The sequence below is a fragment of the Metabacillus niabensis genome (assembly GCF_020524345.1).
GTDB lineage: Bacteria > Bacillota > Bacilli > Bacillales > Bacillaceae > Metabacillus > Metabacillus niabensis_B.
On the sequence record NZ_JAIVLH010000007.1, the window covers coordinates 45,856 to 70,280 of the forward strand.

The 24,425-nt window shown below is 36.2% G+C and carries 22 protein-coding genes and 2 riboswitches; of the genes, 19 read left to right on the forward strand and 3 right to left on the reverse strand.

Annotated features, from left to right (window positions below):
* Positions 1-33 precede the first annotated feature (33 nt).
* The 6 genes from LC095_RS09790 to LC095_RS09815 all read left to right on the forward strand — a co-directional run bounded on the left by LC095_RS09790 (position 34) and on the right by LC095_RS09815 (position 7,676).
* Positions 34-1,047, forward strand: a complete 1,014-nt coding sequence (locus LC095_RS09790) for a sugar-binding protein (protein WP_264195989.1) — start codon at positions 34-36, stop codon at positions 1,045-1,047.
* The gene (locus LC095_RS09795) at positions 1,044-2,483 is read left to right on the forward strand and encodes a sensor histidine kinase (RefSeq protein WP_226528018.1); all 1,440 of its coding nucleotides are present in this window, start codon (positions 1,044-1,046) and stop codon (positions 2,481-2,483) included. Before LC095_RS09790 ends, LC095_RS09795 begins: the two co-directional genes overlap by 4 nt.
* Positions 2,480-3,901 carry a response regulator gene (locus LC095_RS09800; protein ID WP_226528019.1) on the forward strand — a complete coding sequence of 474 codons (1,422 nt, stop codon included), beginning with the start codon at positions 2,480-2,482 and terminating at the stop codon, positions 3,899-3,901. Before LC095_RS09795 ends, LC095_RS09800 begins: the two co-directional genes overlap by 4 nt.
* A 111-nt stretch (positions 3,902-4,012) precedes the next feature.
* On the forward strand, positions 4,013-5,314 hold the full coding sequence (locus tag LC095_RS09805) for an ABC transporter substrate-binding protein (RefSeq protein WP_226528020.1): 1,302 nt from the start codon (positions 4,013-4,015) through the stop codon (positions 5,312-5,314).
* 570 nt (positions 5,315-5,884) lie between these two features.
* Positions 5,885-6,853 carry a carbohydrate ABC transporter permease gene (locus tag LC095_RS09810; RefSeq protein ID WP_226528021.1) on the forward strand — a complete coding sequence of 323 codons (969 nt, stop codon included), beginning with the start codon at positions 5,885-5,887 and terminating at the stop codon, positions 6,851-6,853.
* Between the two features lies 1 nt (position 6,854).
* Positions 6,855-7,676: a carbohydrate ABC transporter permease gene (locus LC095_RS09815; protein WP_226528022.1), complete on the forward strand. Its 822-nt coding sequence runs from the start codon at positions 6,855-6,857 to the stop codon at positions 7,674-7,676.
* A 66-nt stretch (positions 7,677-7,742) separates the two neighbouring features.
* On the opposite strand, the gene LC095_RS09820 is transcribed toward LC095_RS09815, so the two are convergent.
* Positions 7,743-8,150, reverse strand: coding sequence for a hypothetical protein (locus LC095_RS09820; RefSeq protein WP_226528023.1), 408 nt, complete (start codon positions 8,148-8,150; stop codon positions 7,743-7,745).
* A gap of 384 nt (positions 8,151-8,534) precedes the next feature.
* Here LC095_RS09820 and LC095_RS09825 point away from each other — a divergent pair, with 384 nt between their 5' ends.
* The 4 genes from LC095_RS09825 (at position 8,535) to LC095_RS09840 (ending at position 12,544) form a co-directional block, all read left to right on the forward strand.
* Positions 8,535-9,812: a sensor histidine kinase gene (locus tag LC095_RS09825; protein WP_226528024.1), complete on the forward strand. Its 1,278-nt coding sequence runs from the start codon at positions 8,535-8,537 to the stop codon at positions 9,810-9,812.
* Positions 9,813-9,845: 33 nt separating this feature from the next.
* Positions 9,846-11,021: an SEC-C domain-containing protein gene (locus LC095_RS09830; protein ID WP_226528025.1), complete on the forward strand. Its 1,176-nt coding sequence runs from the start codon at positions 9,846-9,848 to the stop codon at positions 11,019-11,021.
* 70 nt (positions 11,022-11,091) lie between these two features.
* Entirely contained in the window at positions 11,092-11,988 is an 897-nt protein-coding gene (locus LC095_RS09835; protein WP_226528026.1) for an ROK family protein, read from the forward strand.
* Positions 11,989-12,337: 349 nt separating this feature from the next.
* Positions 12,338-12,544, forward strand: coding sequence for a hypothetical protein (locus LC095_RS09840; protein WP_226528027.1), 207 nt, complete (start codon positions 12,338-12,340; stop codon positions 12,542-12,544).
* Positions 12,545-12,754: 210 nt separating this feature from the next.
* Positions 12,755-12,839, reverse strand: a riboswitch (cyclic di-GMP riboswitch).
* A 109-nt stretch (positions 12,840-12,948) separates the two neighbouring features.
* Here the strand turns inward: LC095_RS09840 and LC095_RS26785 are convergent.
* Complete coding sequence (locus tag LC095_RS26785; protein ID WP_264195990.1) at positions 12,949-13,080, reverse strand: hypothetical protein; 132 nt, start codon at positions 13,078-13,080, stop codon at positions 12,949-12,951.
* A 25-nt stretch (positions 13,081-13,105) separates the two neighbouring features.
* Positions 13,106-13,188: riboswitch (cyclic di-GMP riboswitch) on the reverse strand.
* Between the two features lie 1,282 nt (positions 13,189-14,470).
* On the opposite strand from LC095_RS26785, the gene LC095_RS09845 reads away from it, so the two are divergent.
* From LC095_RS09845 to LC095_RS09885, 9 genes are all read left to right on the forward strand, one after another.
* On the forward strand, positions 14,471-15,214 hold the full coding sequence (locus LC095_RS09845) for a YveK family protein (RefSeq protein WP_226528028.1): 744 nt from the start codon (positions 14,471-14,473) through the stop codon (positions 15,212-15,214).
* Positions 15,204-15,902 carry a CpsD/CapB family tyrosine-protein kinase gene (locus tag LC095_RS09850; RefSeq protein WP_413467477.1) on the forward strand — a complete coding sequence of 233 codons (699 nt, stop codon included), beginning with the start codon at positions 15,204-15,206 and terminating at the stop codon, positions 15,900-15,902. The genes LC095_RS09845 and LC095_RS09850 overlap by 11 nt, the downstream gene beginning before the upstream one ends.
* A 419-nt stretch (positions 15,903-16,321) precedes the next feature.
* On the forward strand, positions 16,322-17,650 hold the full coding sequence (locus tag LC095_RS09855) for a UDP-glucose dehydrogenase family protein (protein ID WP_226528029.1): 1,329 nt from the start codon (positions 16,322-16,324) through the stop codon (positions 17,648-17,650).
* Positions 17,651-17,667: 17 nt separating this feature from the next.
* Positions 17,668-18,549, forward strand: coding sequence for a UTP--glucose-1-phosphate uridylyltransferase GalU (gene galU / locus LC095_RS09860; RefSeq protein WP_226528030.1), 882 nt, complete (start codon positions 17,668-17,670; stop codon positions 18,547-18,549).
* 17 nt (positions 18,550-18,566) lie between these two features.
* Positions 18,567-19,247 (forward strand): sugar transferase, encoded by a 681-nt coding sequence (locus LC095_RS09865; protein WP_226528031.1) that lies wholly within the window; start codon positions 18,567-18,569, stop codon positions 19,245-19,247.
* Positions 19,248-19,304: 57 nt separating this feature from the next.
* Positions 19,305-20,483, forward strand: coding sequence for a beta 1-4 rhamnosyltransferase Cps2T (gene cps2T, locus LC095_RS09870; protein WP_226528032.1), 1,179 nt, complete (start codon positions 19,305-19,307; stop codon positions 20,481-20,483).
* 34 nt (positions 20,484-20,517) lie between these two features.
* Positions 20,518-21,636 (forward strand): glycosyltransferase family 4 protein, encoded by a 1,119-nt coding sequence (locus LC095_RS09875; RefSeq protein ID WP_226528033.1) that lies wholly within the window; start codon positions 20,518-20,520, stop codon positions 21,634-21,636.
* A gap of 11 nt (positions 21,637-21,647) precedes the next feature.
* Positions 21,648-22,496, forward strand: a complete 849-nt coding sequence (locus LC095_RS09880) for a glycosyltransferase (RefSeq protein ID WP_226528034.1) — start codon at positions 21,648-21,650, stop codon at positions 22,494-22,496.
* 168 nt (positions 22,497-22,664) lie between these two features.
* Positions 22,665-24,062, forward strand: coding sequence for an oligosaccharide flippase family protein (locus tag LC095_RS09885; RefSeq protein WP_226528035.1), 1,398 nt, complete (start codon positions 22,665-22,667; stop codon positions 24,060-24,062).
* Positions 24,063-24,248: 186 nt separating this feature from the next.
* Here the strand turns inward: LC095_RS09885 and LC095_RS09890 are convergent, their stop codons facing one another.
* Positions 24,249-24,395, reverse strand: a complete 147-nt coding sequence (locus tag LC095_RS09890; protein WP_226528036.1) for a hypothetical protein — start codon at positions 24,393-24,395, stop codon at positions 24,249-24,251.
* Between the last annotated feature and the right edge of the window lie 30 nt (positions 24,396-24,425).

Below are 24,425 nucleotides of genomic sequence, written 5' to 3' on the forward strand. Positions count from 1 at the left end.
GAAAACGCTTACTACTAAAGGTGGGTCCACAACATGCGCTACATCAAATTATCCCTATACATCATGACCTTTTTCCTATTCCTTCTAACAGGCACGCTCACACTCTATTATGGAAAAGAAACCTTCCACTTCGAACCGGAAGAATCTACTGACGCGCAAACCACAAAAACCGAACAAAAGCTTCACTTCGTCCTCATTCCCGAAGAACTCGATAATGACTATTGGCGCCTTGTCGAGCAAGGAGCAAGAGATGCGGCGAAGTTTCATAATGTTTACCTCGAATATCTTGGACCAAAGCAGGCCAACAATGATGAACACCTGAAAACAATTGATATGGCCATCGCGGGACTTGTGGATGGAGTGATCACACAGGGTGTAGCAGATCCTGAATTTAACACGCTCATCACAAAAGCAAAGGAAAAGCTCATCCCGATTGTGACGATCGATACCGATGCGCCTGAAAGTGATCGGGCCGCCTATGTGGGCACAGATAACTACTATTCTGGCTTTCTAGCAGGAAAAGCACTGCTCAACGATACAAAGGGTGAGCAAAAGGTGGCCATCATCACAGGCCGTCATGAAGCACCACATCAAAAACTCCGTGTGCAAGGATTCAAGGACGCAGTCGCAACGGAAGAACGCATTGAAATTGTCGCGGTGGAAGAATCCAACATCACCGAAATCGGAGCAGTCGAGGCTGCCCATCAACTTTTACAGCAGCACCCAAAGCTTACTGCTTTTTACGGAACAAGTGCCCTCGATGGCATCGGCATTGCGAAGGTTGTCAAAAATCAAAAAGCAGAGGAAGATCTGTACATTATCGGTTTCGATATCTTACCTGAAACCCTGCAATACATAGAAGAAGGGACAATTGAAGCAACGGTTGTGCAATTTCCGTATCAAATGGGCTATGAAGCCGTGGAAAAGCTGATTCTTCTGAACAATGGAGAAAAGCTTGAGCCACTTCAACATACCGATACAAAGGTGATTCACAAGGAAGATCTACCGATTTCACCAGCTGCAATGAACGGAGGAATGCAGCCATGACAAGCATCCGAACCAAGCTGTTAGTTTATTTTCTAGCGTTTGTGTTTCTATTTAATATTGTGTCCTATTCGATCTATTTAAGCAGCTCCCAAATCGTGTCCGAGTACCATGGCAGCTTTGAGCGGTTTCTGCTTTTTAATGAAATCACCCAGCAGTCCACACAAATATATGAAAAAATCAACGCATATGTCGTGGAAAAGGATGAAGCGTATTTAAACGAATATCAAGATGTTAAAAAGCGTCTTCTGGAAAACAACGTCAGACTCGAGGAAGATGCGATCACAGGGATGAATAAAGAAGAACTTGAAAAATACCGGCGGATGATAAAAAACCTTCTGTTTGAAAGTGATGTCACGATCGCAGCAGTCGGCTATGACAATGTTGATCAATACACAACACATGCAAAGGAAGTCCGAAATATTTCTTCCTATATATTAGAATCAACACTGCAGCTTCTGAATCTTGAGCTAGCGGAATATCAGATGTTTTATCAGGAGATGGAAAATCGCAACCACGCATTCAAGTGGTTTTCAATCAATCTATTCGCCTCCACGCTCATTTTTGCGCTCATCGCAGCCGTTTGGTTTTCAAGAGGGCTAACAAATCCACTTAGAAGCCTATCAAAAGCGGCAAAAGAAGTGTCAGAAGGTAACTTTGATGGTCCGCCAATTAAGGTGAAAACAAATGACGAAGTAAAAGTACTAAGTGATTCTTTTCAACAAATGCGTGGCAACATCAAGCAATTAATCGAAGAGATAAAAGAAAAATCAGAACTGGATCAACTCTTAAAAGAGCTTGAACTAAAGCATTTGCAAAACCAAATCAATCCGCATTTTCTATTTAATACATTAAACACAATTTCACGAATGGCCTATCTCGAGGATGCAGCTGTCACGTCAAGACTGATTGAATCCGTATCAACCTTGCTACGATCAAGCCTTGGAGACATTAATAAAACCGTCACATTAAGAGAAGAAGTGCACGTTGTCAAAGAGTATTTTTACATCCAAAAAACAAGATTTGCAGAACGAATTACATTTCAAACAAGTATCGATGATTCATGCTTAGATGTGAAAATTCCTGTTCTTACCCTCCAGCCATTAGTGGAAAATGCCTTTATACACGGTGTCGAAGGGTTGGAAGAAGGCGGCATCATCAGTCTCAATATCTATCAAAATACCAATCAAGTAATGATCGAAGTCACCGACAATGGCAAAGGAATGGATGAAGAAACAAAGCAGAAAATTTTCTCAAGAGAACAAATAGACCTGCATGAAGAGCACAGCGGTCATTCAACCGGAATTGGACTTCGAAATGTGATTAAACGACTAGAACTCGTTTACAAACAGCCGAACATATTAACAATCACATCACATAAAAACAAAGGAACAACGATCAAAATTCAGCTTCCAATGCAAGAGGAGGAACAACAATGAAGGTAATCATTGTAGATGATGAAATCATTGAACGTAAAGCGATGAGAAAATTGATTTCAGACAGCTTCACCCATATAGAAGTCGTCGCAGAAGCGGCAAACGGAAGAATCGCCATCGAAGAAGCAAAAAAGCATCAGCCGGACATCATGTTCATGGATATCCATATGCCTGGCATCGACGGCCTTGAAGCGATCCGACACATCTCAGCCGAGCTTCCGCAAACCAAATTCATCATGGTATCAGCCTATGATTCTTTTGAATACGCCAAACAAGCGATGAAGCAAGGAGTCAAAGAATACATCCTAAAACCTAGCAATAAGCAGGAAACACTCGAATCTTTGCTAAGACTGGAAAAAGAAATTACGAAGGAGAGAATGCAGGTCGAACAAACAGAAAAACTCGCCAAACAGCAAATTCTAACTGCCATCTTGCAAAATGAAGTCACCGCGGACATCAAAGCTATGTACCAAAAGTTATTCCGCGATGCACAAACAGCTTACTTTTTCGTCATAACAGGCAGTGATCATAAAACAATATCAGATTTATTGGCAGAGAAAACTTATCTCGCAAAAGAACAGGGAGACAAGCTCATTGTCATGCTTCTATCAGACAAAAAATCCCTGCACCATGTAAAAGCCGATGCACTCACGCTTGCGAGATACCTATGTCAATCCCAGCCAGAAGCAACAATCGGGATCGGCCTACCAAACTCTGAATTAACGAAGCTCTCGATCTCTTATCAACAGGCACTCCTTGCTTCAACACAGTTAACAGCGGAAGGAAGGGTATCATACGGCTTTCCGTTATTACAGGAACATGAAGATAACACTGTCCGAAAGCTAGAAAAGGCGATACTTGAGGCAATTACAAATGGACGAATTGAACAGGCAACAGATTATTTCACCCTGTATTACGAGCATCTCACAAAACAAGAAAAAACAGTACGAAATTTAAGAGAATGGGCACTCCAAGTAAAGCATGCATTAGAAGATAAGGGAGTGAGCCTTCGTGAAACAAATGTGCTGGAAGCAGAAACGAAGACTGATTTTCTCGAACTCATCCGCTATTTTACCGAAAAAATAATTCTCCAAGGCGAAGGAAATGATCCAATCTCAAAGGCAAAAACCTATATCCATGATCACTACAGAGAATCCTTCAGCCTTGAAGATGTTGCTGACTACGTCGAACTAACACCGACCTATTTCACAAAGTTATTCAAAGATCAAACACAGCAAACCTTCATTGACTATGTCACAGACTACCGGATCGAAAAATCAAAGGAGCTGCTGCGCCAAACAAATCTCAGCTTAAAGGAAATTGCCTATGAAGTTGGCTACAAAGATCCTAACTACTACAGCCGAGTCTTTAAAAAGTGGACAAATATATCACCAAAACAATTTAGATCGACCTTAAAATAATACAGAAATAAATAAAATAGTGCAGAAGATGGATGAGTGAAACGCTTCCATCCTCCTTTATACTAATGTTAGTAAGCGATTACAACAACAGAAACAAGGGGGATGTAGCAAATGAAAAAGACGTTCTTACTATCTTTATTTTTAGTCTTCTCATTGATTGTTTCAGCGTGTAGCTCTGGCGGCTCATCAGATGAAGCATCATCAGAAGGTGGCAGCAGTGAAGGTGGCGGTGACACATCCGCACCATTAGATATTTTCAGCTGGTGGACTGGCGCTGGTGAAGAAGATGGCTTAAAAGCACTTCTCGCACTATTTGAAGAAAAACACCCGGATATTCCGATCGAAAACGCAGCGGTAGCAGGTGGAGCAGGAACAAATGCAAAAGCTGTGCTGGCAAGCCGTATGCAAGGGGACGATCCTCCGGCAACATTCCAGGTTCATGGTGGGGCTGAGCTAAACGAAGGCTGGGTAGCAGCTGGAAAAATGGAACCACTTAATGACTTTTACCAAGAAGAAGGCTTAAGCGATAAATTCCCACAAGATTTAATTGACATGGTAAGTAAAGATGGCAACATCTACTCTGTACCGGTGAACATCCACCGCGGAAATGTTCTTTGGTACAACAAAAAATTACTCGATGAAAATGGCTTACAAGCACCAACAACATTTGATGAGTTTTTTGAAGTAGCAGATGCATTAAAAGCAAAAGGCATCACACCGTTAGCACTTGGTGACAAAGAGCCTTGGACTGCAACACATCTTTATGAAACGGTTCTACTAGGGGTATTAGGAACAGAGGACTATGGCAAGCTTTGGACTGGTGAACTATCATTTGACGATCCAAAGGTAACCAAAGCAGCAGAAATCTTTAAAAAGATGCTTTCCTATGTAAACGAAGACCATGCATCACGCAACTGGCAGGATGCCACACAATTAGTAGCAAACGGTGAAGCGGCAATGAATGTGATGGGTGACTGGGCAAAAGGATATCTTGTCAATGACTTAAAACAAGCTGTGAACGAAGACTTTGGCTATGTGCCAACACCAGGTACAGACGGTCAATTCATGGTTATTACCGATACATTTGGTTTACCAACAGGTGTTGAAAATCCGGAAGGTGTGAAACAATTCTTAAGTGTATTAGCATCTGTTGAAGGGCAGGACGCATTCAACCCGCTAAAAGGATCCATCCCGGCACGTATTGATGCAGACGTGGAAAAATATGACCAATACGGAAAAGACACAATCGAAGACTTCAAAGAAGCAACACTTGCACCAAGCTTAGCACACGGCTCAGCTGCATCTGAAGGCTTCTTAACAAAAGTAAATCAAAACGTGAACATCTTCGTTACACAACAAGATGTAGGTCAATTCACAGATTCCTTAGTTGCTGCAGCTGCAGAACTCAAGTAATGATCAAGGGGATGAGCATTGTCTCTTCCCCTTTTTTAAAACGATTAGAAAATGGATACTTTTTCTCAAACTTTGGTGCTATGTAATGAGTATTAGAGCTGGGCGATTTCCGCTCCAGGATGCTCGCTTTCCGTGGGGCGTGCGGTGAGCCTCCTCGCCGCTCTGCGTCTGTGGGGTCTCACCTGCAACGCTACTCCCACAGGAGTCTCGCACCTTCCGCTCCAATCACCCTAAATAGTTATAGCTTGAAGACTGTTTTCGTATGAATTCTTGCTATTAAATACTATTTATAAAACACAATAGTGGAATGGAGCGGAAGACACTTGACTCCTGCGGGAGATAGAGGAAAGGCTAAGACCCCGCAAGCGAAGCTGAGGAGGCTTAGCTTCCTCCCCGGCGAATCTTGTGTCTGCAGCGTAATGGAACGGTCTTGTTCTTACGTAACCTGTCTTAAATACTATAGCTCCAATTTTTAGTAAAGTATCCCTCTAAAAGAGGTCATTCAGGAAACGTCCACCATAATAGGGGAACGATTCCTGAATGACCTCTCATAAAGGAGGAGAAACGCAGATGGAAACAGTCAAACCAACACATGCAGCAGAACGGATGGTCACATCCCTGCCAAAAAAGAAAAAACTATCAAGTGATCATCTCATGGCAATCGGCTTTATCCTGCCATCATTCATTCTTATCTTAATTTTTGTATATGGCTTTATCGGCTGGACCGGATATGTCTCATTCAGTAACTGGAACTCACTCGTCCCAGACTTTTCATTCGCAGGCTTAAAAAACTATATCTACCTGTTCCAAGACTTCCGCTTCCAAGCTGACCTGCGGAACACAATCTTTTTCACGGTTCTATTCATCGGCTTTGTCATCATAAGCGGAATGGGACTTGCCATACTACTAGATCAAAAAATCAAAGGAGAACCGATCTTCCGAAACCTGTTCTTTTTCCCGATGGCATTATCATTCGTTGTCACAGGTGTTGTGTGGCAATGGCTTCTAAACCCATCAACAGGTGTGAACTTGTTTTTAAATAAACTAGGTCTAAATCCAAAATGGTACACAGACACAAATATTCTCGCAGGCTTTCAATGGGGAAAAATTGAATTTGGAATTCCGGCAGCACTTCTGGCCGTCGTTATCGCAGCCGTTTGGCAAATGACAGGATTCTCACTCGCGATGTATTTAGCGGGGTTACGCGGTATTCCTGATGAAGTCAGAGAAGCGGCACGTATGGACGGTGCATCAGAATTCTTAATCTATCGAAAAATCATTCTACCATTATTGCGTCCAATCACCGTGAGTGTCATCATCATCATGGCTCACATCTCACTGAAAATCTTTGACTTAATCTATGCCATGACAGGTCCCGGCGCAAACTTCGTCACAGACGTACCAGGTGTGTACATGTTTGAAACCACATTCCGTGGCAACTACTACGCAAACGGGGCGGCGATTGCGATCATCATGCTTGTCTCAGTGGCGATCTTCATCGTGCCATACCTAATCCACAGCAGAAAGGCGGAAGCATAACATGGTGCTACAACGAATCAGCAAACCGATAATCTATCTTATCCTAATCGCCATGAGCCTCTTCTTCCTCATGCCGGTCTACGTCATGTTGATTACAAGCTTAAAACCGTTTGACCAAGTTACACTTGCAACGATGTGGGAGCTGCCGAAGACATTGGACTTCAGTGGTTATTCAGAAGCATTTGAAAAGCTGGCACCAAACTTATTGAATTCATTCTACCTTGTGATCCCGGCCACACTTCTATCAGCATTACTAGGTGCCATGAACGGCTATGTATTAGCCAAATGGAAATTCAAAGGTGCAGATATCTTATTTACAATCATCCTGTTCGGAATGTTTATTCCATACCAAAGTATTTTAATTCCGTTAATTCAATTTCTAAGAGAAATCGGTCTTTACAACACAATCCCGGGCCTTGTCTTCGTTCACGTTGTGTACGGCTTACCGATCACAACACTCATGTTCCGTAACTTCTACGCGAATATCCCGGATGAAATGATCGAGTCAGCACAGATTGACGGTGCAGGCTTCATCGGAATCTTTCGCCATATTATGATTCCACTTTCGATTACAAGCTTTGTTGTTGTAGCGATCTGGCAGTTTACGAACATTTGGAATGAATTTTTGTTCGCCGTCACGATCACAACATCTGATCAACAGCCGATTATGGTGGCGCTGCAGAACTTATCTGGAAGTCAAATTGTGCATTGGAATGTGCAGATGGCTGGGGCACTATTAGCGGCATTGCCTACATTATTAGTTTATATTCTATTAGGGAAGTATTTTGTAAAAGGGTTGTTGGCTGGATCTGTGAAAGGGTAAGAGTGTAGGCAGTCTCCGAGAAGGAGACTGCCTGTTGCTATAGAAGAAAATCGCTATTTAAAATCCTTAATTCAAACTAAACACACCATAGACCCAAATATTCCCTTTATCAGAGACATACTCTTGTGGGTTTATTGGATTTCCATCTTTATCATAAATATAAATAGAAGCCACCCCATTTGCAGCAGATACTCCTACTCGATATCCACTAGCGATCATTGTTTCATCTGGAGTGACAATAAAGGAGTGAATCTTCTCTGTGCAGCTTTTATAATAAATTAGAACTCTCGTTTGTTCAGTGACGACTTTCTCAACATTCAGAGGAGCATGTCGATCATCCTCAACAACTTTCCACCCATCACCATAATTTTTGATCGACGCTGCAATCTCATACCTGGAGGAATGACCTCCATATGTAAATCCTACTAATACTAGGATAACTAGTATCACTAGAATAATTCTTTCAAGTTTCATCAACAAGACCTCCATCATTCTCGTACTCTATATAACTAGATTAGACAAAAGGACAAAAAAAGTCTGTCAGTATATGGAAGAGAAAAGTAGGTCCTTCTGTCGATTCAGTTCAAGAGGCTTTTTTCACATAACATCTATCATATCATTTCTTAGTGGGAACAGTCCTCCTTTCAACTCTTTTCTTCCCCTCTATTATCAGTTAAACTGCAATAGTGTTAGACATAGCGGTGTGAAATGCCGGATGAAGAGCAATGTGCTATCATTTTAATTAATCCGGGATAGAACTCATGGAGTAAATGGCGACTTATTCTGATGGAGTTTCAAAGTAATAGGGAGAACACGGTAAAAGTGGAGCCGGTCCCTGTATAGTATAGGAGCAAAACAATGAACTTTATTTATTTCAATCAACATGTACTAGATAATTTATTTTATATACTAGTTAGTCTACTTATCTTTTTTGTTTTATACGAAAATATGAATGTGCTCAGATTATATAAAAAAACGCTTCTTACCGCATGTGCTAGTGTGCCAATTATTTTGTGTATGAAGTTTCCGATTTATATTGATGATTATTGTATTCATGATTTAAGGCAAATCCCTTTTCTTCTTGGGATTCTTTATGGGGGGTGGCCTGTTGGTGCAGCTCTTCTGTTCATTTTATTAATGGCCAGATTTGCTATATATGGCTTTAACCTAATCACGCTAGTTATTTATCTTTTCCTTTTTATTACAGCAGCCCTCTTTTCAAAAAAATTCAATAAGTTTAATAGAAAGTATAAATTAGGAAGTGCTGCGCTTTTTTCTATTTTACTTGGGGGTATGTCAACTGCGATCGCTCTATTGATGTCAGACTCTTTTAGAGTCACGGAGGCATATGTTTTTTATTTTATGTTGATTCCTCCCTTTATTATGTTTTTTGCTGTCTATATTATCGAGGTATTAAGAGATGCTATTCATTTAAAGACAAAAATTATCAAGCTGGAAAAGATGGAGGTGGTTAGTCAGCTTGCAGCGAGCATATCACATGAAGTGAGAAATCCATTAACCGTTGTAAAAGGATTTATCCACTTGTTAAAAGACCCCAACCTATCTCAGGGAGTAAGGAATGGATATTTTCAGCATGTCACTAGTGAGCTTGATCGTGCCGAGACGATTATTAGTGATTATTTAGCCTTTGCAAAGCCGGCAATAGAAAAAGTTGAGGACATCTTTGTCGATCGCGAAATAAGAAGTATCATTGAGATGATCAAGCCATTAGCGAGCATGAGCTCAGTTGAGATATCAGAATCAATTGAACCAGCGACAATTCGTGGAAATTCTCAGTACTTTAAGCAATGCTTTTTAAACTTGATGAAAAATGGAGTAGAGGCAATGCCTAACGGTGGAGAGCTTAACATTCTCATGCAGGCTGACAAGGGAAAAATGCTGATTAAAATAAGTGATAACGGTGTAGGAATGACCAAGGAGCAAATCAACCGTTTTGGTGAACCATATTACAGTAGTAAAGAAAAAGGAACTGGACTCGGTTCAATGGTCGCTATTCGAACCATCCAAATGATGAATGGTACTCTTGATATAAAAAGTGATCAAAATGAAGGGACGACGATTACCGTCACATTCCCCTCTGTGAATAGAGATCGTCCCTTGCAATTAGATAAATGAGCATGAGGATAATGACAAGAAAGTGGTGAAAGCATGGATATTTCCAGAAATGATCCATGTCCGTGCGGCAGTGGAAAAAAACACAAAAAATGTTGTATGAACGATACAGTTATCTCCCTCCACTCCATTCGTGACAGAGAATTAACAGAGCTTCAAGGTGAGTTACTCACATATGCATTGACTCAGCATGAAGAACTATTAGCAGTAAGTTATGAAGAATTTATTCAGGAAATTGACCTTGATGAAGATGAGGAAGAATTGGTTTTATTCCTCTTTACTACCTGGTCCCTCTTTAGCATTTTAGACGATACCGATCAAACAATTGTTGAGCAGTTTATAAATAAAAAAAAGAAAGAAAATAAACTTCGTGCCTCAACCCTTGAGCAGTTAGAAAAATGGATAGGTGCTACTGCATCCTTTACTATCGTCACTAAGATCATGGAAGATCTGCATATCGAAGTAGAGGACATCTTCACAGAAGAAAAGAAAATCGTCAAGCTTCAGGAAGAAGACCCAGGGATACAAGAAGGTGTCGGGTTAGTAGGATTTTTACTTCCATATGGATCCTATGATTCCTATTACACAATGTATCTCGACTTTCCAGAGAATGAAGCAGTAATCTTAAAAAATGAATTTCAAGCAATGTATGATGCAAGTGATGTAAAAGATTCCTCCATATTGATGAGAGTGAACTTTCCTAGCATCATGGTAAGCATGTTGACAGAAGGATTTGATGAGAGGCTTGATGTAGATCAATTAGATTGGGAGAACCCCATCTATCATGCGGTTGCACAGGTTTATAAGCAACATATCGAACATTTCGATCTTCCAGAGCAAATTCAAGATCTGGGTGTAACTCTATGGTATATCTTCTGTAAAAAAGAACAACCAACAATTCGAAAATTTAAAAACTATGCGGCAGCACTTCATTATTATATCGATCATAAGCTGCCAATTCTCAACTTCCTTACACAAGCAGATGTTGCAGAAATGTATGAAGTAAGTAAGGGCTCACTAGCAAAAGCTTATAAGCATCTTGAAAAGGGATTAGAAGATGAGCTGGATAAACTATATGACTTTATGGAACAAATGGAAGATGAGGACGAGGAGAATATTTTCTTCGACGATTATGAAATAGACGAAGATGATGATGAATTTGACTTCGAGGATCTCTTCTCATTTAATGAAGAACCTAAGAATCAAAAATAAAAAATACGCTTTCATTATCGCTCCAACTTGGTAAACTATAACTATGGTAAAAGTTTAGGAGAGTGAAAACATGTACACAATCGGCATTGACTTAGGAGGGACAAACCTGCGCATCGGCTTGTTCAACGAAAAAGGAGAAATCATCAACGAACAAAGCCGTCCAACAGAAGCGGAAAAAGGCCCGGAATACACCATCAACAACATGGCAGAAGCCATCAATGATCTTAAAACGCAATACGACATCAAAGCAGTGGGGATCGGCTCACCCGGCCCATTATTCCCGAACACAGGTATCATCATTGAGCCGCCAAATCTCCCAGGCTGGGTAAACGTCCCAATCGTGGACATATTGGAGGAGAAAATAGGACTGACAGTCAAGTTAGAAAACGACGCCAACGCAGCAGCTCTTGCTGAAGCTACACTTGGAGCGGGCAAGGGCGCAAGCAGTGTCTTCTTTGTCACCGTCAGCACAGGAATCGGAGGAGGCTATGTTTTAGGCGGCCAGCTTGTCTCAGGTGCGCAGGGAAACTGTGGGGAAATCGGCAACATGATCGTGAATCCAAGTCCTGATGCTTACCATGGTCCGGGGTTAAACAAAGGCGCACTGGAAGGATTGGCATCCGGAACCGCGATCGGTCGAATCGGAAAAGAACGACTAAACATCACAAACGGTGCACAAGGTGTATTTCACCTTGCAGAGCAAGGGAACCAGCAAGCACAGGAAATTGTTGACGAAGCCATCAACTATCTTGCGATTGGCCTGGCAAACATTATTCATACGGTAAACCCGGAAGTAATTGTCATTGGTGGAGGAGTCATGAAATCGAAAGACTTGATTTTAAAGCCATTGATTGAAAAAACAAGAGAGTATATGTACCCAAGCTTAAAGGAGTCACTAGTCATCAAGCCAGCTGAATTAGATCAGAAAGCAGGTCTTATAGGAGCTGGACTGTTACCGCAAAGATAACTTTTACGGCCAAGCAAAAAAACGCCTCATTATGTCCAAACATAATGAGGCGTTCTATTTATATTAAAACAAAAGCTTAAGCAGTAAAATCAACCCGGCCCATAATGGAATACTTAACATCGTGCCCCACATAACTCCATTCAACACATTTCCTTGACTCTCCATTATCAACCACTCCTTATGTAAAAAATATCTTAAATCTTAACTAAATATTATCTGAAAACGCTTACAAAGTCTATACCTATTAAAAGAACAGGTGAAAAGTCATGAAAACTCTCTTTTGAAATGAAAAACTGGTTAGAATCAACTGCTTCTGTAAAACATAAAAGAAGATGAAGGGAGGATAAACATGGTCTCAAATTTACCAGGCAGGATTAATGTCATTTTTCAACATGATGAGAAAAAAGTACATCAATTAATCGATCTCACTCAACTAACAGCATTACTTGGCTCCGACCTTATACATATCGATGAAATGCTAGAACCAAAACGGATAGACAAAAAAGTGTGGGTGCGAAATATAAATGGGGTAACTCTACTAATAAAGCTAAAGTAACAGCAAAACAAACAAAAACCCTACAACTGCACTCCAGAGATAGCAAATCTCTTAAGTCCAATTGTAGGGTGTTCTATGTAAATCCTACCCAATTCTTCTCTTTTTCTTCCCACAGCGAACACAGCAATCGGAATAATAACTGTACTTGTGGTGCCTACTAAACAGACATATCAACTTTTTCATCATCTTCACTAAGATCGTCTCCCTGATTTAGGCAGCTCAGCCGTCATAGTTACAAAACCTTAGACCTGAAACTTTGCGTCCCTTTCTTTCAAAAGTTTTGCCTTTGTCTAGTAAAGTATAGTCAAATTATACCAGGAATCGATCTCAATAGTGAATAAATACATTTTGACATGATTCTACAAGAAAATCCCACCAAATTTGGTGGGATTTTCATCTATCTTTTAGTGTAATAACATTGTTAGTAAAGCTGTGAAAAGAACTGTTCCAATAGGTATTGATACATATAAGATTATCTTATTTCTCTGTTTTATTCTTGCAGCTTCTTCCGGTGTCATCCAAGCATGATTCGACATCAATCTATTTCCCCTTTTTTCTAATAATGGTAGCTGGCTGGCATGGTTAATACGTTAGCCCCTATAGCTTTGCGTCATCACCTTTCAGTGATTTTGCCCTTAATATTAATATCGAAGCAAATTTGATTGAAATAAATAGGTAAATAGACCTAAAAATAAGGTGTTTTCTTTTCATCTTTGTAACAGAAATTCTTATACGATTTCTTATCGATAGAATAGATAATATATAAGACCAAAAACATCCACATACTAGACCAACACTCTTCCATGCCCAATAAACAAGGTAAGATAAAGAAGAAAGATAGAAAATGTCCAATCTTCTGACTCAAGTAGGTAGGATCATTCACATTAACTAAATCATGATAAAAGAAACTCAAACCATCAGGAACTGGATTAAAACGAAACACAATCTCGTAATTCAATAAAAGCAAACTCAAACTTTCCTTACAAGTGAAAACAAAGTGACAAAAAAGATAGATTCTTAGTATTAAAGATTTTAAAAACAATTACCTCAACTATAGGCTGGACAAACAAATTGAACTTCATACAATTAAAAATATCTTATAAAAGTTACTCACCGAATAACGTTATGAAGATAAGCCTTATAATCGATCTCCAAGCCTTCATATATAACTGCCCTTCTCTTTAATCCCGAAACACTTTAACTCGTAATAATCGAACAGGTATATGAAGTTCATACACCTGGACTAATGGCATAAGTATAACTTCCTGATTTAATCTTATCTAACTTGATTATACTGTTATAATGAACAATGAAACATAGAAATTACTTATAAAGAACGTCGGCGGATAGTTGTTTCGGTAAATTAAGATTGTGAATGCTAAAAGATTTTATTCTCTAATACAAATATAATGGGTTGAAATATCTATAAATATCCTAGTATATCCAAATGGAGGACCTATAATAAATTATATAAAATAGCCAATAATACAGAGAAACTTCTTTAATTTAAATTAAAATCACAACGGAGGGAATAAAAATGCATACTAGACAAGATGAGTGGGTTTAACTAGAAACCGAGAACTGTAGTGGAAAGTATTGAATTCTCTACTCCAATTAACTCTTTACTTGTTGAAAAACCAGTTCGATTAACAGTAAACGACTTAACTAGAAAAATAGATATCATTTCAGAACTAAATAAGTTAGTCAACCTAAAAGAAAGCACTTACATAATTTTGGTACAAATTTCCCGAAATAAGTTGTGAAAATACTGTATTAAACATGCTAGAATAAGAAAGTGCCAAAAAAATGTAAGAAATCCGCCTTTTTTGTCACGAAATGTATCTATAAGGTAGATATCAACGAAATTATTCATTATAATAATCAAGGCTTAACGAAATAATAGATTACAATTATCGGAGGTTTATCATGGAAGAAACAATCAGCTTGAAAGAGCTGTTTCTCACATTAAAGAAACGTCTCTCACTCATCATCATCATCACAGCGATCGCAACCGCAACAAGCGGCATTGTTAGTTATTTTCTCCTAACACCTATTTACGAATCATCAACTCAGATTTTAGTTAACCAGACCAAAAGCGAAGAACAACTCTACAACTACAATGAAGTCCAAACAAATCTACAATTAATTAACACATATAATGTAGTCATTAAGAGCCCGACTATTTTAGATAAAGTCATTGAAAAAGAAAACTTAGACACAACTGCAAGTGATTTAAACGAATTGGTGACTGTTTCAAATGAACAGAATTCACAAGTAGTGAATATTGCAGTACAAAACGAAGACCCAAAAAAAGCAGCAGATATTGCAAACTCAATTGCGTCGACATTCCAAGAGCAAATTTCTAAGATCATGAATGTTGATAACGTAAGTATCCTAACACAGGCACAACTTGGTGAAAATCCGTCACCTGTTAAACCACAGCCAGTATTAAATATGGCAATTGCTTTAGTAGTTGGTTTAATGGCTGGGGTAGGATTAGCTTTCTTGCTAGAGTACCTAGATAATACGATTAAAACAGAGCAAGACATTGAAAATCAATTAGGGTTACCTGTGTTAGGTGCAATTACAACAATTAATATGGACGACGAAATGAAGGAACAACCAACTTCAGCAACATTAAGAACGCGAGGTGAGTCTGTTGGCTCGTAAAGATCGAAAACAATTATTTCAATTACAAAATAGAAGCTTAATTTCAATGACGACTCCAAAGTCACCGATTGCAGAACAGTTCCGTACGATTCGAACAAACATTCAGTTTTCTAATGTAGACGAAGAATTGCAAACGATGATTGTTACTTCATCTGGTCCAGCCGAAGGGAAATCGACAACAACTGCAAACTTAGCAGTAGTTTTTGCTCAACAAGGGAAAAGAGTTCTTTTAATTGATGCAGATTTACGTAAACCTACTGTCCATTATACATTCAGAACTGAAAATCATATTGGATTATCTAATGTGTTAACAAGGCAATCATCGTTAGAAGAAGCGGTGACACTAACAGCACAGGATAAGTTATGGGTGTTGGCCAGTGGTCCAATTCCACCTAATCCATCTGAATTGTTAGGATCAAAAGGTATGAAGAATTTATTAGAGCAAGCCAAGGATCAGTATGATGTGATTATTCTTGATACTCCACCAGTATTAGCTGTAACAGATGCACAGGTCTTAGCGAACCTGACTGATGGCGTTGTTCTAGTGGTTAGCAGTGGAAAAACAGAAATAGATGCAGCAAAGAAATCAAAAGAATTATTAGAGAGTGCAAAAGCAAAAATTCTGGGTGTTGTGTTGAATAACAAAAAGGTTCAAGACAGTCAGTATTACTACTACGGGGGTAAATAGTCAAATTCCGACAAAATCTCCCCCTTTTTCTTTTTAATTTCCTGTGCTACGATAATTCTCGTTCGATTTATAGGGATATAGCATTATAAAAATACAATTAATTTACATTTTTTGAGTGTTTTATTTAATGCTTGGATCAAAAAAATAAATATTTAGATTAAATGTTATTTGTAAATCTTACTATTTTTGGTTGTTTTTACATTGGTGATGTCTCCTAGCCGTTATCAATGGAGGCACTCGGTCATGCTGTGAGTGAGAGGAACTATTGCCTTAGACGTTTTTCGCCAATGTGATGATGTGAGGGTGGGTTAGATGCCCTCACTTTATACAAAAAATATAAAACGAAATAGCAATAACGTTATTGCTATTTCGTTTTATATTTTAAATAAATAACTTCTTAAAGAGATAGGTGAATATACATGAAAATTGCTGTAGTAGGAACAGGCTATGTAGGTTTAGTAACTGGTACATGCTTATCTGAAATTGGACATACTGTAACGTGTATTGACATTGATCAGACAAAGGTTGAAAAAATGCGTGCAGGTCAGTCTCCAATATATGAACCAGGTTTAGAAGAAATAATGACAAAGAATATTAATGAAAACCGCTTATTTTTTTCTACTCAACATGAAGATGGCTTTGATAATGCAGATGTCATCTATATTGCAGTAGGGACACCAGAAAAAGAAGATGGTTCAGCAAACCTATCATTTGTTGAGCAAGTGGCAAAAGATATAGCTACTAATGTTAAAAAAGACACAATCGTTGTGACAAAGAGTACAGTCCCAGTAGGAACAAACCATTGGATAAAAAAAATAATAATAGATAACTTACTTAATAATGTAAAAGTTGAAGTTGTATCAAACCCTGAGTTTCTACGTGAAGGATCAGCAATCTATGATTCATTTAACGGTGATCGTATCGTTGTTGGTGCGGATAATGAAGAGGCTGCTAATGTTATAGAAGAAATAAATAAACCTTTTGGAATACCTGTATTCAAGACAGATATTCGAAGTGCAGAGATGATTAAATATGCAGCAAATGCTTTTCTTGCTACTAAAATCAGCTTTATCAATGAAATTTCAAATATTTGTGAGAAACTTGGTGCAAATGTTGAAGACGTCGCTTATGGTATGGGACAAGATAATCGAATTGGAACACAATTTTTGAATGCTGGCATTGGATATGGTGGATCTTGTTTCCCAAAAGATACAAAAGCGCTTGTTCAAATTGCAGGAAATGTAGAATATGATTTTGATTTATTAAAGGGTGTCATTAGGGTAAACCAAAAACAACAGGAAATGTTAATTAATAAATTAGATGAACGATTTGATAGCTTAAAAGATAAAAAAGTAGCAGTGCTAGGATTGGCATTTAAGCCTAATACAGATGACATGAGGGAAGCTGCTTCGATCGTCATTATAAAGCACCTTATTGATAAAGGAGCAACAGTAACTGCTTATGACCCGGTTGCAATGGGAAATGCAAAAAGAGTATTAGATTCTAAGGTGAATTATGAATCCAATATTATTGATGCTATAAAAGATTCTGATGTTGTTTTAATACTTACTGAATGGAATGAAATTAAAGAATTAGATTTACAGACTTTTGTAGAACATATGAAGCTTCCAGTTATTTTTGATGGTAGAAATTGTTATGATCCAAGAATTGTTGAAAAATATCAAGTAGAGTACCATTCAATGGGGAGACCAACTGTGAATAATAAACAACTAGCTAACATTCATTAATATAAGGGGGACTTGGAATGAAAAAGGTAAGAAAAGCGATTATCCCAGCGGCTGGATTAGGAACAAGATTTTTACCTGCAACAAAGGCTATGCCAAAAGAGATGTTACCCATTGTGGATAAGCCTACGATTCAATATATTATTGAAGAAGCAATCGAATCAGGTATTGAAGACATCATAATCGTTACAGGAAAAGGGAAACGAGCTATTGAGGATCACTTTGATCACAACTTTGAACTAGAGCAAAATTTGATTGAAAAAGAGAAATATGATCTCTTAGATAAAGTTAAACAATCTTCAAAGATTAACCTCCATTATATACGTCAAAAAGAGCCAATGGGTTTGGGTCATGCCGTCTGGTGTGCTAGAAAGTTTATTGGTGATGAGCCATTTGCAGTATTATTAGGGGATGACATTGTTGAAGCCGAAATACCTTGTGTAAAACAGCTTGTTAATGAATATGAGAAAACGGGTTCATCTGTTATTGGAGTTCAAACTGTAGATGCTGATCAAACTCACCGTTATGGGATCATTGATCCATTGAAGAAAAACGGGAATCTATATAAAGTTAATCGATTTGTGGAAAAACCAAAGAAGGGGACAGCACCTTCTAATTTAGCTATTATGGGTAGATATATTTTAACTCCTCAAATATTTGATCAACTAGAAAGACATGAAACAGGTGCGGGTGGAGAAATACAATTAACAGATGCAATTCAATGCTTAAATGAAGAACAATCGGTCTATGCTTACGATTTTGAAGGAATCCGTTATGATGTGGGTGAGAAGTTTGGCTTTATTCAGACTACGATTGAGTTTGCCTTAAAGAATGAAGACTTAAAAGGTCAACTTCTAGAATTGATGGAAAATATCTTAAAGAAAAATAAAATAAGTTTATAGGTTAGGAGAGAGTTAAAATGTCTAACCTTGCAAATCAAAGTTCAGTGGATACAGCTACAAATGAATTAGAAATTAAAGTCGGAAAACGAAGAGTTTTTTATATTTTTTCAAAAAGAGTATTAGATGTTGTTGCTTCTATGTTCGGTATAATTCTCTTAAGTATCATACTTTTTATAATTGCTATTTTGATAAAGATTGAAGACCCAAAGGGACCGGTTATCTTTACTCAAAGAAGAGTAGGTAAAGATGGGAAAGAGTTTCACATGTATAAATTCCGTTCAATGATAGTAGATGCTGAAGCAAAACTTGAAGATTTATTAAAGTATAATGAAGTAAATGGTGCAATGTTTAAAATGAAGGATGACCCAAGGGTTACAAAAGTCGGAAAGTTCATACGTAAAACAAGTATTGATGAATTACCACAACTTTTCAATGTGTTAAAAGGAGATATGAGTTTAGTCGGTCCAAGACCACCTTTACCACGAGAAGTGAAAGAATATACAAGTTATCAAAAACAAAGGTTACTTGTTACACCTGGTTGTACGGGTATATGGCAAGCAAGTGCTAGAAATAGTGTTGGATTTGAAGAGATGGTTGAAATGGATTTGTATTATATTCGTAATTGTAATTTTTGGTTAGATATAAAAATCATAATAAAAACTGTAATTGTTTTATTTGGTTCTAAAAATGCATTTTAGTGGAAATGTATATACTTAGGTACTTAAAAAATATGAAGTGAGTGATTATAAATTAATATGAAAAATATATTTATAATTGGGAGTAAGGGAATACCTTCTCAATATGGAGGATTTGAAACATTTGTAGAAAAATTAACAGAATATAAAGAAAATCAAAATATTAAATACCATATTTCTTGTTTATCAGAAAAGAGTAATGAGGAATATGAGCATAACGGTGCACGTTGTTTCAATGTGAAAACACCTAATGTCGGACCTGCGAAAGCAGTTATCTATGATCTTATGTCTATGAAACGAGTTTATGATTATATTAAAGATAATAAACTTCAGAATTCAACTGTTTATATTTTAGCGTGTAGAGTAGGGCCTTTTATGAAATATTATAAAAAAAGATTTGAACAAATGCATGTTCCGGTTTATGTGAATCCTGATGGCCATGAATGGAAAAGAGCGAAATGGAATTTTTTAATTCGCAAGTATTGGAAATTCTCAGAGAGACTCATGATAAAAAATACAGATGCAGCAATTTGTGATTCAGTTGAAATAGAAAGGTATATAAATGAAGAGTATACTCTATATAATCCTAAAACAACTTTTATTGCGTATGGAGCTACAATAAATAAACCCGACAATCTTTGTGAAAATAAATATCATCAATGGTTAACAAAATGGAATTTAAAAGGAAATGACTACTATCTTATTGTTGGTCGTTTTGTTGCTGAAAATAATTATGAACTTATAATTAAAGAATTTATGAAATCAAAAACTAAAAAGTCCTTAATAATTGTTACCAATGTTGAAAGAAATAAATTTTATAACGAATTGAGGAAAAGAACGAGGTTTGATTCTGATAGAAGAATTAAGTTTGTTGGAACAATATATGAACAAGATTTGTTATATCAAGTTAGAAAAAACGCCTTTGGATATTTTCATGGACATGAGGTTGGTGGTACAAATCCATCCTTATTAGAAGCAATGGCCACAACCTCATTAAATATATTATTAGATGTAAAGTTTAATAAAGAAGTTGGAAAAGATACTGCTCTTTACTTTAATAAAACAATAGGAGATTTAGAAAAGATTATTGGTTTAGCTGACTTATTATCTGATGTTGAAGTGGAAAATATGGGTAAAAAAGCGAAACAGAGAATTCATGATGCATATTCTTGGCGATTAATTGTGAATCAGTATGAGAATCTCTTTACAAATGGTATAAATAAGAAAACAATTAACTAATATTAAAGAATAATCCATTAAAAGAGGGGATTTTATGAAGAAGAATTTATTATTTTTACATTCCAGTTCAGAATTATATGGCTCGGATAGGTCCCTATTAAATATAGTTAAAAATATTAATGGAAATAATTATGGAATTACTATTATTTTACCCGAAGAGGGTCCATTAGTTAATGAATTAAAAAAAATTAAAAGCGTTGATGTACAAATTAAAGATATTGCGACTTTAAGGCGAAAAGATTTATCTGTGATGGGACTAATAAAATACACGTGTAAATTTGTAGGTTCTTTAATCTTTTTAATTAAAGTTATATTAAAGAAAAAAATACACGTAGTATATACAAATACTTCCGTGGTTTTCCCAGGTGGAATTGCTGCTAAACTCATGGGGAGAAAAAGTATTTGGCATATTAGAGAAATTATTAACAATAATATTGAAAGAAAAACAGTGTCAAGTATTGTCAAGGTATTTGCAGATATCATTATCGCTAATAGTAAAGCAACAGCACTAGCGATCAGTACTAGTAGTAAAAAAATAAGAGTTGTTTATAATGCAATCGAAAGCACAAATAATCGAATTATCAATAAAGCTGAAAATCAGGGTGACATAGTAATAGGAATGGCAGGTAGAATTAATAGATGGAAAGGACAAAAACTCTTTGTTGATATGGCTGAGAAAGTACTTATAAAAAATGAAACAGCTAGATTTGTTATTGCGGGTGATGTCTATAAGGGAGAAAGTCATATTAAAGACGATCTAAAAGAGTATATAAAAAATAAAGGTTTAGAATCAAAAGTTACTTTATTGGGACAAGTAGAAGATATGAATGACTTTTATAATAATATAGATATTTTTGTACTGCCTTCTATTCAACCTGAACCATTTGGCTTGGTAGTGTTAGAAGCTATGGAAAGAGAAATCCCTGTAGTAGCAACAAACCATGGTGGTCCAACTGAAATAATTGAAAATAAGATTGATGGTTTCTTGGTAAACCATATTGATGCTTCAGAAATGAGCGAGAGAGTACTAGAACTTGTTTCTAATAAAGAGTTAAGGAAAAGTATTGGTCAAAAGGGAAAAGAGAAAAGAAGCAGTATCTTTAATATTGATAATTATGTGAAAAATATTACATGTATTATAGATAATATATAGGAGAAATATTAATGAGAATAACATTTGTAATATTACATTATCTAACTGAACAGGATACTATTGAATGTATTAATTCAATAGTAAACAATGTGAGATATCAGCATTATAATATTCTAGTAGTAGATAATGGTTCACCAAATGGTTCAGGAGAGAGCTTAAAGATAAGGTATCGGGATAATAATAAAGTTAAGGTAATAATTTCTGATTTCAATCTAGGTTTTGCTAAAGGTAACAATATTGGTTTTTATAAGGCAAAATATGAAAATAAGTCTGATTTTATTGTTCTAATGAACAATGATACTGTTGTAGAACAGCAGGACTTTTTAGAACAAGTTGTTAGTTTATTTAAAGTTAATAAATATGCTGTTTTAGGTCCAAATATAATTTCAACTGTTGACAAAAAACATCAAAACCCTCAGCCCATAAGGATAAGATCAATAAAGGATGCATTATATCAATTTATAAGGCACTTTGTGTTATTATCATTAAACTATTTAAAGTTGGAGTCATTAATAAAAAAAATCTTAGGGAACTACAAGAAGGTAAACATACATGTTACAAGACATGACCAGGAACTTATGAATGTTCAGTTGCACGGAAGTTGTTTAATTTTTTCACCATTGTATATTCAGAAGTTTGATGGACTTTATGATAAAACCTTTATGTATTTTGAAGAAGATATACTGTTTCATTTGTGTAGAAAACATAGATTGAAAACTATGTATAGTCCTGACTTGACGTTATTTCATAAAGAGGATTCGGCAACAAATGAATATTTGAAAAATAGCTCTCAAAAGAATAGATTTATCTATAGGCATACTTTAAAATCTATTATTCAATTAATAAAAATAATAAAGTAATTTGTATAAAGTGAAATCTACTATTGTTAAGGGAATAATATGACTTGTTATTAATTAGTAAAATTTAAACAATTTAGTTGATGAAGAGAAATTCTTCTTTAAGGTATTACAATTTGTAGATGTAGTAATGACGAGGGATGAACATTGAATAACAAAACAGTTTCATTAATGAAAAATTTTTCATACTCACTAATATCCAATTTAGTATCGATGTTCATATCAACAATAGTAATTTTGATAGTGCCAAAATTCATCGGGATCGAAGAATATGGTTATTGGCAATTATATTTGTTTTATTCTTCTTATGTAGGATTTTTGCATCTAGGTTGGAATGACGGTGTATACCTTAGATATGGTGGGAAAGAGTATAAGGACCTAGATAAGAATTTATTCTTTTCTCAATTTTGGATGTTGGTTATTCTTCAGGTTATAGTAGGAATAACTATTTTAGTTATTGCAACATTATTTGCGGCGGATCTAGATAAACTATTCATATTTAAAATGATCGCTATATGTACAATTATAGTTAATGTAAGGTACATGTTGATTTATATATTGCAAGGAACAAATCGAATAAAAGAATATGCAAAAATAACGATGATTGAAAAAGTTCTTTATTGTTGCCTAATTCTATTACTTCTATTTTTATTAGGTATTAGGCAATATAATCTTTTAGTTTTGGCTGACATAATAGGAAAGACTGCTTCTTTGTTATTTACAATATATTACTGTAGAGATATTGTTTTTAGAAGAATGAGCGAGTTTTACTTTGGCATAGGAGAAATGTGGAAGAATATAAGTGTTGGGATAAAATTGATGTTTGCTAATATTGCTAGCATTTTAATTCTAGGGATTGTTCGGTTTGGAATTGAACGTACTTGGGATGTATCAACTTTTGGGAAAATATCATTGATTATAAGTATTTCTAATCTTATAATGATATTCATTAATGCGGTCGGAATAGTAATGTTTCCTATGCTACGAAGGATCAACGAGCAGGAATTACCAAGGATTTATACAATATTGAGGGCGTTTCTAATGTCCATTCTTCTAGGGATTTTAATAATATTCTATCCTTTAAAAATTACTCTATCAATTTGGTTACCACAATATGTTGAAAGTTTCTTATATATGGCATTAATCTTTCCTATGTGTCTATACGAGGGAAAAATGTCTTTATTGATAAATACTTATTTAAAATCACTACGTAAAGAAAGAGTAATATTAAATGTAAACATAATAACAGTTGTATTAAGTATTATACTTACGATTGTTTGCACATCAGTATTTAAGAGTCTTACTTTATCTATTCTCTCAATAGTTCTTCTATTAGCATTTAGATGCGTACTTGCAGAAGTATTTTTATCAAAAATACTTAATATAGCTGTAAAAAAGGACATATTGCTTGAAATAATTATTACATTTTTATTTATTATAATATCTTGGTATGTTAACTCAATGAGTGCTGCTTTAATCTACCTGGTTGTTTATGGATTATACCTCTTAATAAAGAAAAAGGAAATTGTATCATCATTTAAACAAATCAAGCAATTTGTATCAAGATAGACCTAGGATTTGAAGTATGTTAGCAAAGTTGATACAAGTATTCATGAAGAACGTTCATTTTAGCTTTACCAGGTTTTGCTGACTCGTAAACTACCTCATTACAATTCAAACAGTGATAACGTTTCACCTTAATTTACCATATACTTGTTTTTGAGAAATATCAGTATACCTTACTTCTTTTGACCTTCAACCGTGAACAACAGATAAGAGAAGACAGGATAAAGAACAATGTTCTTCATCTGATTTCTTTTGAACAACAATTAAATAATTTGATGTTAATACTTCCTGTTTAGCAACTTCAATTTCTGGCAAATTTAGTGATAAGGAAAGCACTTTGGATCCTCCTAATGTGTAGTTTGGTCG